Here is an 11,851-nt window from a genome sequence, read left to right as displayed (position 1 = left end):
CATGAGCGCCACGATCGCCGCGCCGGCCACGACCACCCGCAAGCTGGGTGCCGCGCAGTTCCTCGGGTACGCCGCGGGCGACGCGGCGAACAACCTGGCGTTCTCGATGACGTCGTTCTTCCTGCTGATCTACTACACCGACGTGGTGGGGCTCAGCGCCGCCGCGGCGGGCACGCTCTTCCTGGTCATCCGGGTCTGGGACGGCTTCGCCGACGTGTTCGCCGGGCGGGTCGTGGACCGGACGATGACCCGGTGGGGCAAGTTCCGGCCGTTCTTCATCTTCGCCGGCCCGCCGGTGCTGCTGCTGAGCGTCGCCACGTTCACCGTGCCGGGGCTGTTCGACAGCCACGGGGCCAGCCTGGTAGCCGCGTACCTCACGTACGGGCTGCTGGGGCTGGCGTACAGCCTGGTGAACATCCCGTACGGCTCGCTGGCCGCCGCCATGACGCAGCGCCCGGACGAGCGGGCCAAGCTCGCGAGCTTCCGGATGATCGGCACGGCCGTCACCACCATCATGCTGGCCCTGGTCGTCTCGCCGCAGATCCAGCAGTACCGCGGTGACCCGGACGGCTTCCAGCGCTCGCTGCTGATCACCACGGCGATCTTCGCGGTCATCGGCCTCGCGCTGTACCTGTTCCTGTTCAGCACCGCCCGCGAGGCGGTGCAGCGCGACGTCGCGCAGGTCAGCGCCCGGCAGAGCTTCGGCACCCTGCGCGGCAACAAACCGCTGATCATGCTGTGCCTGTCGTCGCTGGCGTTCCTGACCGCGCTGTTCTCGCTGCAGACCGTGCAGGTGTACTACGCCCGCGACGTGCTGGGCAACGCCAACCTGCTCACGGCGCTGACCGTGCTCAGCGTGGGGGCCATCTTCGTCGTGGCGCCGCTGATGCCGCGGATCGTCCGCGCGATCGGCAAGAAGCGGGCCTTCCTGTCCTTCGGCGCGGTCGGCCTGCTGGCGGGCGTGGGCATCTCGGTGTCACCGCCGAGCACGCCCTGGGTGTCGATGACCTTCTTCGCCATCATGGGCATCTCCACGGCCGGCATCAACACGCTCATGTGGGCGCTGGAGGCCGACACCGTCGAGTACGGCGAGTGGCGCACCGGCGTGCGCACCGAGGGCATCACGTACGCCCTGTTCTCCTTCACCCGCAAGCTGGGCCAGGCGGTCGGCGGGGCGGTGGCCGCGTTCGCGATCGCGCTCGGCGGCTACGTCGGCGGTGCCGCGACCCAGAGCCAGGGCGCGCTGGACGCCATCCGGTACGCGTCGGGGTTCATCCCGGTCGTGTTCATCGTGATCGGGATGGTGATCTTCTTCCGGTACCCGCTGACGGAGCGCACGTTCGCCACGATGGTGGCCGAGACGCAGGCCCGCCGCCTGGCCGCCGCCGCCCGGCCCGCGCCCTGAGGGACGGGCGAGCGGGTCAGGCCTTCTCCGGAGGCTGCTGGAGGAACGGCGCGATGAGGTCCATCGGCAGCGGGAAGACGACGGTGGTCCGCTGGTCGCCGCCGATCTCCAGCAGCGTCTGCAGGTAGCGCAGCTGCAGCGCCGACGGGCTGGCGGACAGGATGTGGGAGGCGTCGTGCAGCGCCTGCGCGGCCTCGTGCTCGCCGGTGGCGTTGATGACCTTGGCCCGGCGCTCGCGTTCGGCCTCGGCCTGCCGGGCCATGGCGCGCTGCATGGCCTCGGGGATCTCGACGTCCTTGATCTCCACGGTGGTGACCTTGATCCCCCACGGCTCGGTCTGCTCGTCGACGATCTTGCGGATGCTCTCGTTGAGCTCCTCCCGCTCGGCGAGCAGCGTGTCGAGGTCGGCGTGCCCCAGGACGCTGCGCAGCGTGGTCTGCGCGATCTGCGACGTGGCGACCGGATAGGACTCGACCTCGACGATCGCCCTGACCGGGTCGGTGACCCGGAAGTAGGCGACCGCGTTGACCCGGGCGGGCACGTTGTCGCGGGTGATCACCTCCTGCGGCGGGATGGTCAGGGTGATCGTGCGCAGCGGCACCCGTTCCATCCGGTCGATCAGCGGCAGCAGGAGCAGCGGCCCGGGGCCGTGGGCGCCACGCAGGCGCCCCAGGCGGAAGACGACCGCGCGTTCGTACTCGCGCAGCACCCGCAGGCCGCACAGCAGCACCACCGCCACCGCCAGCACGGCCGCGCCGATCCAGTAGCCGGTCATGTCGGATCCTCCTCGCCGTCGTCCGGTCCCGCCTCGCGGGCGGAACGGTAGCCCCGTGCCGAAGGTTGCCGGTCGAAGCCCCACACCGTGCCCGTACGCCGCCGCGACGGGGGCACCAGATCCACCAAGACCGGTCCGGTGCCCCGCATCTGCGGCGCCGCCGGTTCCTCGGCGCCGCGGTGGCGCACGGTGGACACGTCCGGGAAGCCCGATGGCGTACGCCAGAAGTCGCGAGCCCAGCGCCAGAGCAGCCAGCCGGTCAGCGCGCCGGCCGGGACCAGCACGGCCAGCTCCACCGGCCGGTGGTACGCCGCCACGGCGGCACCGAGGAAGGCCGCCGCGACCGCGGTCAGGGTGACGGACACCCCGCGGTGGAACCGGCCCGCCTCGGAGTGCGGCCAGCGGTCGACCGCCCGGACGATCTCCCGGCCGGTGTGCGAGCTGGTGCAGTCCGGCTTGTCCGGGCAGGCGTTGCACACGGCCGGGCGGGCCCGGTAGCGCACCACCCGGCGCTCCCGGTCGGCCTCGTGCGGCCACAACTTCTCGTCCCGCGGGCACACCCACAGGTCGTGGTCCGGCTGGTACGTGAACCCGGCCGTGCGGTACCGGTCGGAGCGGACCGCGGCGTGCCGGGCCAGCCATTCGAGCCCGGCGGCGACCGCGACCATCAGCCCGGCGTACCCGGTGACGAGCAGGACCATGGGGTCCACGGCCGTCAGTCCCCCGCGCTGGTGCTGGACGACGCGCCGGAGGCCTCCCGCTGGCGGCCGTCCTCGCTCGGCACGGTGATGTCGGTGAACAGCATGTCCTCCGGCTCCTCCAGGGTCGTCGGAGGCCGGCGCAGGCTGTGCCGCACCCCGAGGAAGCAGATCCACAGGAACGGCAGCGCTCCGCCGACGATGAAGACGACGTCACCGGGCAGCCGCAGCCACTCGAAGACGCTGTTGGTGGGGTTGGTGACGAACTTCAGCGTGCGGGCCGCGTGATAGCCGGAGTCGACCGACTTGTAGAGCTGCAGGATGCCCACCGGCAGCAGGGTGGCGAAGCACATCCACAGCAGGCCCAGGTTGGCCGACCAGAACGAGATCTTCGCCAGGCGCTCCGGCCAGTCCCGCTCCGGGATGAGGTATCGCAGGCAGAACAGGCCCAGCCCCATGGCGAGCATGCCGTAGACGCCCATCATGGCCGCGTGACCGTGGTTGGCGGTCAGCGCGGTGCCGATCTCGTAGTAGGACACGATCGGCAGGTTGATGAGGAAGCCGAAGATGCCGGCGCCGACGAAGTTCCAGAAACCCACGGCGACGAGGAACATCACCGCCCACCGGTGCGGGAAGGGGGTGGCCGACTTGCCCTCCTGCCGCGAGCCCAGCTGCAGGAAGCTCCACGCCTCGACGGTCAGGAACGTCAGCGGGATGACCTCGGCGGCGGAGAAGAACGCGCCCAGGGCCATGTGCTCGGCCGGCTCACCCGAGAAGTACAGGTGGTGCATGGTGCCGATGACGCCGCCCGCGGAGTACAGCAGAACGTCCAGGTAGATGACGGTCAGCGCGACGCGCTCCCGGATGACACCGAGCATCACGAAGATGTAGGCCACCATGACCGTGGTGAACAGCTCCAGGAAGTCCTCGACCCACAGGTGGACCACCCAGAAGCGCCAGAAGTCCGCGTGCGTGAAGTTGTCGCCGCTGTCGACCAGCAGCCCGACGGCGTAGAAGGCCGGGATCGCCAGGGCGGCGAGGAAGAACAGCCACGGCATGTTGCCCATGTGGTCGCGGGCCAGCCGGACCCGCAGGCCGCGGAACAGGATCGCCGCCCAGATGAACATCCCGAGGGTCAGCAGCACCTGCCACACCCGGGCCAGGTCCAGGTACTCGAAGCCCTGGCTCTCGAAGAAGGAGCCGGGCGAGGAGAACACGCCGTGGATGCTCAGCCCTTCCCCGATCAGGCTGCCGAACACCACGACAGCCACCGCGCCGAGCAGCACATAGGCCAGGACGTTCTGCCGCTTGGGCTCGCGCCCGGCGATGATCGGCGCGAGGAAGATGCCGGCGGCCAGGAACGCGGCCGAGACCCAGAACAGCGAAAGCTGCAGGTGCCACGTCCGCACGAGGTTGTACGGCAGCAGCCGCGCCAGATCGAAGCCGAAGAAGCTGGTCACGTCGGCGCGGTAGTGCTCGCTCGCCGCCCCGAGCAGCGTCTGCACCAGGAACAGCGCGCCGACCACGAGGAAGAACCAGGCGGTGGCCCGCTGCCCCGGGGTCAGCGTGACCGCGTCCGGGCTACGGAACGACAGGGTGTCCGCCTGGCGCCCCCGCCAGCCCAGCCTGTCGCCCCACCGGCCGAACACGGCGAACAGCGCACCGATCCCGGCCAGCAACGCGATGAGCGACAGGACGCTCCACACCACCACGTTCGCCGTGGGCTTGTTGTCGACCAGGGGTTCCGGCGGCCAGTTGTTGGTGTACGAGTAGTGCTTGCCCGGCCGTTCGGTCGACGCCGCCCACGCGGACCACGAGAAGAACGCGGTCAGCTGCCGGATCTGGACCGGATCGGTGATCGCCTTCGGCCGCAGGCCCTTGCTCGTGTCGTCGGCGCCGAAGAATTGCCCGTAGTAGGCGACGTTCTCGTCAAATGCCACCGCCTGTTCCGGGGTGACTGTCAGGGTCCGCGTCACCCCGTCGTACCGGTTCTCCCGGAAGTCCCGGATCACCCGCTGCGCGACGGCGTCCGACCCGCCGCCCAGCTGCCGGGTCACCGACTCGGCCGCCCGGTGCAGGTAGTCGTCGGTGAAGTCGGGACCCAGATAGGCGCCGTGACCGAAGATGGAGCCGTACTCCATCAGGCCGTTGTGCAGGAAGACCTGCTGGCCGCGGCTGACGTCGGCCCCGGTGTACAGCACCCGGCCGTCCGCGCTGACGACCCGGTCCGGAATCGGCGGCTCCGCGGTGTAGGTGCGATAGGCCAGCAGGCCCATCACCGCGAATCCGAAAAGCATCACCAGGGCGACGGCCTGGATCCAGGCCTTGCTCACCAGCAATGGACGACGACCCGTTCCTCCGGGCCGCTCGCGGACAGCAGTCACGACACCTCCAGGCAGCAAGACGCGACGCGGAACGACATTCTCGGGATGCGTCCGCCCGTCTCATGCAAGCACAACAAGGGACGGCGGCGCGCCGATGAACCCGATCGGGTCCAGAATGTTTTCCGGACCTTCCCTCCGCCATCAGGACATAGTCGTCGCTCGATTGGTTAATCGGAGGCGGCCGCGGGTCGCGGGGCCCACGCCGTGGTCCGGGTACGCCGGTGGCGCGCGGTGGAATCGCGGACGACGAGCCGGCACGGCAGGCTCACCGGCGCCTGTGACCGCGGCCGGGCGCCCCGCACGATCGCGAGCAGATTGCCGACCGCCGTACGGCCCATGGCGCCCAGCGGCGCGGCGACCGTGGTCAGCGGCGGCGTCACCAGCTCCGCGGCGAAGATGTTGTCGAAGCCGATGACGCTGACGTCGCGCGGGATCCGCGCCCCCATCGCCGTCAGGGCCCGGATCGCGCCGATGGCCACGAGATCGTTGTAGGCGAGCACCGCGGAGGTGGGTTGCGCCGCGAACCGGGCGGCGGCCAGCGCGCCGCCCGCGACGGTCGGCGGGAACGGGCCGATCCGGCGGACCTGCAGCTCCAGCTCCATCGCCGACTCGCGCAGCGACCGCCAGCGCATGCCGTCGGCCCAGGACGCCTCCGGGCCCGCCAGGTACGTGATGCGCCGGTGGCCCAGCTCGGCCAGGTGCTCCACGGCCCGGCGCACCCCGCGCGGGTTGTCGGTGATCACGCAGGGCACGTCGGTGACGGCCCGGTTGAGCACGATCAGCGGGCGCTGCTTCGCGGTCATCCGGATCGCCGAGTCGGACATGCGGGTGGTCGCCAGCACGATGCCCTCGACCGTCGCCGCGGCCCGGTCGAGGGCCCGGCGCTCGTGCGAGCCGGACTCCTGGCTGTCGGCCAGCAGGATGGTGTAGCCCGCCTCCGACGCGGCAACCTGGGCGCCGCGGATGATTTCGTTGTAGAACGGGTTGGTGATGTCCGAGATCGCCAGCGCGATCATCGAGGTGGGCCCGGCCGGCAGCGCCCGGGCCAGCGAGGTCGTGCGGTATCCCAGCTCGGCGGCGACCCGGCGGATGCGCTCGCCGGTCTCGAAGCTGACCCGCCCGGGCCGGGAGAAGGCGCGGGACACGGTCGACGGCGCGACCCCCGCGGCCCGCGCGACGTCGTCGATCGTGGGCGGTCGAGGGGCGGCCCCAACTCCGTCCACACCACACCTCCAGCGCCGAGGGGGTCCGGCCTTGACGCTAATGACCGGCACCGCGCCCGGCAACCGGGCGGCGGCGGGAGGCGCGTGAGCGCGGACCGGCACGCCTGGATCGACGCGTCCGCGGGGGTCGCCGGCGACATGCTGCTCGGCGCGCTCCTCGACGCCGGCGCGGACCTGGGCATGGTCCAGCGCGCCGTGGACCTCGTGGTGCCGGGCTCCGTCCGGATCCACGCGGCCCCGGTCAGGCGGGCCGGGCTGCGCGCGCTCCACGTCCGGGTGGAGCCGCTCGTCGGCGATGCGCCGCGGCGTACGTGGCCGGCCATCCGGGGGCTGCTCGCCGGCGCCGGGCTCCCCGACCGGGTCCGCGAGCGGGCCACCGCGGTCTTCGCGCGGCTCGCCGACGCCGAGGCGTACGTGCACGGCACCGCGGTGGAGGACGTGCACTTCCACGAGGTCGGCGCCCTGGACTCGATCGCGGACGTCGTCGGGGTCTGTGCCGCCCTGGAGGACCTCGGCGTCGGCACGCTCAGCGCGGGTGAGGTCGCCGTCGGCTCCGGCCGGGTCCGCACCGCGCACGGCGAGCTGCCCGTACCGGTGCCCGCGGTGGCCCGGCTCGCCGTCGGCTGGCGCGTCCGCTCGGGCGGCTCCGGCGAGCTCGCCACGCCGACGGGGATGGCGGTGATCCGCACGCTCGCCGGGAGGGACGAGGAGCTGCCGTCCCTGCGGGTGGAGGCCGTCGGTGCCGGCGCGGGCAGCCGGGACACACCGGGCCGGGCCAACGTGGTCCGCGTCGTCCTGGGCGGCACCGCGGACCCGGGGACCGGCGAGCCGGCCGTGCTGCTCGAGGCCAACGTCGACGACCTCGACCCCCGCCTGTGGCCGGGCATCCTCGCCGGGCTCCTCGAGTGCGGCGCGGCCGACGCCTGGCTGGTGCCGATCGTCATGAAGAAGGGCCGCCCGGCGCACACCCTCAGCGTGCTGTGCCGTCCCGGCCGGGTTGCCGCGCTGCGGGACCGGATGTTCCGCGACACGAGCACGCTGGGCGTGCGCGAGGGTGTGCTGCGCAAACACGCGCTGCCCCGGGCTTTCGTGGACGTCGCCGTGGCCGGCGGTACGGTCGCCGTCAAGCTGGGTCACGACCGCGGCGTGATCACCCAGGTGATGCCCGAGTTCGACGACGTCGCGGCGCTCGCCCGCCGGCTGGGCCGCCCCGAGCGCGATGTGCTCACCGCGGCGGTGGCGGCGGCCGCGGCGGCGGGCCTCGTGACCGGCGCCGTGCTGCCGGGGGGCGCCCGGCCCGCGTGACCCGCGGCAAGTCATGGCAAGCGATTGCCGCGCTTCGATGCCCACCGCGACGCTCGACGTCATGAAGCTCTCCGTGCGATCCATCATCGGCTACGGCGCCGGCGACGCCGCGAACAACCTGGCCTTCACCCTCGGCACCACGTTCCTGCTGCTCTACTACACCGACGTGGCCGGCCTGCCCGCCGCGGCCGTCGGCACCATGTTCCTGGTCGTCCGGTTGTGGGACGCCTTCGCCGACCTGTTCGCCGGGCGCGTCGTCGACCGCACCATGACCCGGCGGGGCAAGTTCCGCCCGTTCATCCTCTTCGGCGCGGTGCCGCTGCTGGTGATGAGCGTGCTGACGTTCGCGGTGCCGCAGGGCTGGTCCGGCGGCGCTCAGCTGCTCTACGCGTACCTGACGTACGCGGTTCTCGGGCTCGTCTACTCGCTGGTGAACGTGCCCTACGGCTCGCTGGCCAGCGCGATGACGCAGCTCTCGCGGGAACGGGCGAAGCTGGCCACCGCCCGCGGCCTGGGCGCCGCCTCCGCCGGCCTGCTGCTGACGTTCATCATCGCGCCGCAGATCCAGGCGATCACCCGGGACCGGGCCCTGCCCGCCGCGGCCCGCGCGGAGCAGCTGCAGTCGGTGTTCCTCACGACCACCATTCTTTTCGTCGCCGTCGGGGCGGCCCTGTACTTCCTGACCTACCGCTGGTGCCGGGAGACCGTCGTGCGGGTCCAGCCGCGGGTGACCGTACGGGAGACCTTCCGGACCCTGCGCACCAACAAGCCGCTCGGCATCCTCTGCGGTTCCAGCTTCTTCTACCTGATCGGGCTGTTCGCCGTCGGCGGCGCCACCGCGTACTACGCGATCTACGTGCTGGGCGACGCCCGCTACATCATCTGGATGACGCTGGTGACGGTCGTGGTGCAGTTCGCCACCGCGCCGTTCATCCCCCGGCTGGTCGCCCGCTTCGGCAAGAAGAACCTGTACCAGTACTGCGGGCTGTTCACCGTGGCCGGCGGGGTGGCGCTCTTCTTCACGCCGGGCAGCATGCCCCTGCTCGCCCTGGGGTTCGTCGCGGTGAAGGGCTTCGGCGTCCAGCTGATCAACACGCTGATGTTCGCGCTCGAGGCCGACACCGTCGAGTACGGCGAGTGGCAGACCGGCCGGCGTACCGAGGGCGCCACATACGCCATCTTCTCCTTCACCCGCAAGATCACCCAGTCGATCGGCGGCGCCCTGGGTGCCTTCGCGCTGGCGCTCGGCGGGTACGTCAGCACGCTGGGGCCCGGCGCGGTGCAGCCGGACAGCGCGATCATCGCCATCAAGGCCTCGCTCGGCCTGGTGCCGGCCGCGGCGGCGGTCCTGGCGATGCTGGTCTTCGTCCGCTACCCGCTGACCGAGCGCCGGTACAGCGCGATGGTGGCCGAGACCGACGCCCGCAAGAAGTCCCTGCTGGAGGCGCCGGCGGCGGCCCGGATCCCGGTACCGGCGACCGTGTGACGCCGTCAGTCCGGGGTCTGCCGGAGCACGGGTGCGGCGATCTGGGCGGCGAGATGCCCGGCGCCGTACCCGTTGTCGATGTTGACCACCCCGATGCCGGGCGCGCACGCGTTGAGCATCGTCAGCAGGGCCGCGATGCCGTGTAGTCCGGTGCCGTAGCCGACGGAGGTGGGCAGCGCGACGACCGGCGCGGGGATGAGCCCGGCCACGACGCCGGGCAACGCGCCGTCCATCCCCGCCGCCACCACGACGACGCGGGCGCGGCGCAGCAGCTCCAGCCGGGCGAGGATCCGGTGCAGGCCCGCGACGCCCACGTCCACCACCAGCTCGGTGGCCCGGCCCAGGTAGCGGGCGGTCAGCAGGGCCTCGCGGGCGACCGGCAGGTCGGAGGTGCCGGCGGCGACCACGACGACGAGCCCACCGCTCGGCGCGGGCGGGTCCGGGGGCCAGGCCAGCATCCGGGCGTCCTCGTCGCGGTACGCGTCCGGCAGTGCCCGCAGGACCGCCTCGGCGTGCGCGGGCGCCGCCCGGGTGAAGAGGGTGACCGCCCCGGGGCGCCGGCCGGCGTCGGTGGCGATCGCGGCCACCTGCTCCGGCGTCTTGCCCTCGCAGTAGACGGCCTCCGGGTAGCCGCGCCGCTCCGCGCGCTCGTGGTCCGGCGTGGCGAACGCCGAGAGGTCCGGGTCAGCCATGCCGGCCGGTGACCAGCGGCAGGGTGAACGCGCCGGACTGGATGCCGGCGAGGTCCACGGCGGCGAAGCGGAACCCCGCCGCGGTCACCGCCTCGTGCACCGCCTTGCGCAGCGGGTCGGTCACCGCGCGGGCCAGGTCGGCGGCGAGCAGCTCGATGCGGGCGACGTCGCCGTGGTGGCGTACCCGCAGGTCGGTGAAGCCCAGCCGGCGCAGCGCGGCCTCGGCCTGCTCGATCTGCGCCATCTTCTCCGGGGTGACGACGGAGAAGTGCGGGATCCGCGAGGCCAGGCAGGGCGCGGCCGGTTTGTCGGCGCAGGGCAGGGCGAAGGCGCGGGCGATGCGCCGTACGGCCGCCTTGTCGAGCCCCAGCTCCGCGAGGGGCCGCAGCACCCGGTGCTCGGACGCGGCGCGGGCGCCGGGACGGTCCGGGCGTACGGCGTCGTCGGCGTTCTCCCCGTACGCGACCGCGTCGAGCCCGTGCGCGGCGACGATCTGCGCGCCGATCCGGGTGAACAGCTCGTCGCGGCAGTGGAAGCACCGGTCGGGCCCGTTCGCCCGGTAGCCGTCCCGCTCGTCCTCGCGGGTGGCCACCTCGACCACCGGGACGCCGATGTGCCGGGCCACGTCGTGCGCGGCGGTACGCTCGTCGGCCGCGAGGCTCGCCGAGACGCCGAGGACCGCGACGACCCGGTCCCGGCCGAGTGCGCGGGCCGCCAGCGCGAGCAGGACCGAGGAGTCGACCCCGCCGGAGAACGCCACGCCGAGGCGGTCCACGCCGGCGAGCATCTCCCCCACCGCGGCCGTGGCCCGCTCCGCGTATTCGTCGGTCGTCATCAATGCCTCCCGAGGTGTGCCGGCACTAGCATGACCTCATGGGACGGCGTCCCACCATCTACGACGTCGCGCGCGAGGCCGGCGTGGCGGCGTCCACCGTGTCCCGGGCCTATGCCCGCCCCGGCCGGGTCAACACCGGCACGGCGCGCCGGATCTTCGACGCTGCCGAGCGGCTGGGCTACCGCTCCGACCGTCTCGACGGCCGGCACCCCGGCGGGCGCCCCCCGAGCCGGGCGATCGCGCTGGTCATCGCGGACGTCACCAACCCGTTCTACGGCGAGATCATCAAGGGCGCGTACGAGGCCGCGCGCCGGGCCGGCTATCAGCTGGTCCTCTCGCACACCAACGAGTCCCCGGAGGAGGAGCGCCGCACGATCGAGCGCGAGCTGGCCCACGTGGACGGTGTGGTGATCGCGAGCTCCCGGATGAGCGACTCCGCGCTGCGGATGATGGCCAAGCAGCGCCCGGTGGTGCTGCTCAACCGGATCCTGCCGGAGGCGAGCTGCCTGGTCAACGACAACGCGCGCGGGATCCGGCGGGCGACCGAGCACCTCGGCGCGCTCGGCCACGTGCGCATCCTCTACGTGGCGGGTCCGGAGAACAGCTGGTCCGACGGTACGCGCTGGCGGGCGCTGCGCGAGGCCGCCGCGGAGCTCGAGCTGGACGTACGGCGCATCGGCCCGTACGAGCCGACCGTGCTGGCCGGGCTGGGCGCCGCCCGCCGGGTCGCGCGCGCCGACGCCACGGCGGTGCTGGCGTACAACGACGCGCTGGCCATCGGCGTGATGAAGGGGCTGCGCAAGCTGGGCGTGGCCGTGCCGGAGGAGTTCAGCGTGGTGGGCTTCGACAACATCCTGCTGGACGAGCTGGTCGAGCCGGCGCTGACCACGGTCGCGGCGCCGCTGTACCGGATGGGCCTGACCGGGGTGCACACGTGCATCGCCATGGCGCAGGGCGCGCCGATGACCAGCACGCCGCTGGTGCTGCCGGTCCGGCTCGTCGTCCGCAAGTCCACCGCGCGGTGCCGGCCGGCCGCGTGATCCGCTGA

At 72.6% G+C, this 11,851-nt stretch carries 10 protein-coding genes; 4 read left to right on the top strand and 6 right to left on the bottom strand.

Annotated features, from left to right (window positions below; translation table 11 throughout):
• Nucleotide 1 precedes the first annotated feature (1 nt).
• Nucleotides 2-1,405 (top strand): glucuronide transporter, encoded by a 1,404-nt coding sequence (gene uidB, locus COUCH_RS19615; RefSeq protein ID WP_249606631.1) that lies wholly within the window; start codon nt 2-4, stop codon nt 1,403-1,405.
• A 16-nt stretch (nt 1,406-1,421) separates the two neighbouring features.
• On the opposite strand, the gene COUCH_RS19610 is transcribed toward uidB, so the two are convergent.
• The 4 genes from COUCH_RS19610 to COUCH_RS19595 all read right to left on the bottom strand — a co-directional run bounded on the left by COUCH_RS19610 (nt 1,422) and on the right by COUCH_RS19595 (nt 6,485).
• Entirely contained in the window at nt 1,422-2,180 is a 759-nt protein-coding gene (locus tag COUCH_RS19610; RefSeq protein WP_249606630.1) for a slipin family protein, read from the bottom strand.
• Nucleotides 2,177-2,890, bottom strand: coding sequence for a hypothetical protein (locus tag COUCH_RS19605; RefSeq protein WP_249606629.1), 714 nt, complete (start codon nt 2,888-2,890; stop codon nt 2,177-2,179). Before COUCH_RS19605 ends, COUCH_RS19610 begins: the two co-directional genes overlap by 4 nt.
• Nucleotides 2,891-2,895: 5 nt before the next feature.
• Nucleotides 2,896-5,262, bottom strand: a complete 2,367-nt coding sequence (locus tag COUCH_RS19600; protein ID WP_249606628.1) for a nitric-oxide reductase large subunit — start codon at nt 5,260-5,262, stop codon at nt 2,896-2,898.
• 167 nt (nt 5,263-5,429) lie between these two features.
• Nucleotides 5,430-6,485, bottom strand: a complete 1,056-nt coding sequence (locus COUCH_RS19595) for a LacI family DNA-binding transcriptional regulator (protein WP_249606627.1) — start codon at nt 6,483-6,485, stop codon at nt 5,430-5,432.
• Between the two features lie 84 nt (nt 6,486-6,569).
• Between COUCH_RS19595 and larC the strand changes: the two genes are divergently transcribed.
• Both larC and COUCH_RS19585 read left to right on the top strand, forming a co-directional pair.
• Nucleotides 6,570-7,790, top strand: coding sequence for a nickel pincer cofactor biosynthesis protein LarC (gene larC / locus COUCH_RS19590; protein WP_249606626.1), 1,221 nt, complete (start codon nt 6,570-6,572; stop codon nt 7,788-7,790).
• A gap of 61 nt (nt 7,791-7,851) precedes the next feature.
• Nucleotides 7,852-9,276 (top strand): glycoside-pentoside-hexuronide (GPH):cation symporter, encoded by a 1,425-nt coding sequence (locus tag COUCH_RS19585; RefSeq protein WP_249606625.1) that lies wholly within the window; start codon nt 7,852-7,854, stop codon nt 9,274-9,276.
• A 5-nt stretch (nt 9,277-9,281) separates the two neighbouring features.
• Here COUCH_RS19585 and larB read toward each other — a convergent pair whose 3' ends face one another.
• Together larB and COUCH_RS19575 are read right to left on the bottom strand one after the other, a co-directional pair.
• The gene (gene larB / locus COUCH_RS19580; RefSeq protein WP_249606624.1) at nt 9,282-9,968 is read right to left on the bottom strand and encodes a nickel pincer cofactor biosynthesis protein LarB; all 687 of its coding nucleotides are present in this window, start codon (nt 9,966-9,968) and stop codon (nt 9,282-9,284) included.
• On the bottom strand, nt 9,961-10,803 hold the full coding sequence (locus tag COUCH_RS19575; protein WP_249606623.1) for an asparagine synthase-related protein: 843 nt from the start codon (nt 10,801-10,803) through the stop codon (nt 9,961-9,963). The genes larB and COUCH_RS19575 overlap by 8 nt, the downstream gene beginning before the upstream one ends.
• Nucleotides 10,804-10,841: 38 nt before the next feature.
• Between COUCH_RS19575 and COUCH_RS19570 the strand changes: the two genes are divergently transcribed.
• On the top strand, nt 10,842-11,843 hold the full coding sequence (locus tag COUCH_RS19570) for a LacI family DNA-binding transcriptional regulator (protein ID WP_249606622.1): 1,002 nt from the start codon (nt 10,842-10,844) through the stop codon (nt 11,841-11,843).
• Nucleotides 11,844-11,851: the final 8 nt, after the last annotated feature.

The sequence above is a fragment of the Couchioplanes caeruleus genome, assembly GCF_023499255.1.
Classification (GTDB): domain Bacteria; phylum Actinomycetota; class Actinomycetes; order Mycobacteriales; family Micromonosporaceae; genus Actinoplanes; species Actinoplanes caeruleus_A.
The sequence above is the reverse complement of the archived record's forward strand: the minus strand, read 5'-3'. Positions and strand labels throughout refer to the sequence as shown.

Bases quoted from the DNA above. Each gene is read 5' to 3' on its own strand.
- COUCH_RS19610 (WP_249606630.1), bottom strand. From the start codon at position 2,180: ATGACCGGCTACTGGATCGGCGCGGCCGTGCTGGCGGTGGCGGTGGTG.
- COUCH_RS19575 (WP_249606623.1), bottom strand. From the start codon at position 10,803: ATGACGACCGACGAATACGCGGAGCGGGCCACGGCCGCGGTGGGGGAG.
- uidB (WP_249606631.1), top strand. From the start codon at position 2: ATGAGCGCCACGATCGCCGCGCCGGCCACGACCACCCGCAAGCTGGGT.
- COUCH_RS19585 (WP_249606625.1), top strand. From the start codon at position 7,852: ATGAAGCTCTCCGTGCGATCCATCATCGGCTACGGCGCCGGCGACGCC.
- larB (WP_249606624.1), bottom strand. From the start codon at position 9,968: ATGGCTGACCCGGACCTCTCGGCGTTCGCCACGCCGGACCACGAGCGC.
- COUCH_RS19570 (WP_249606622.1), top strand. From the start codon at position 10,842: ATGGGACGGCGTCCCACCATCTACGACGTCGCGCGCGAGGCCGGCGTG.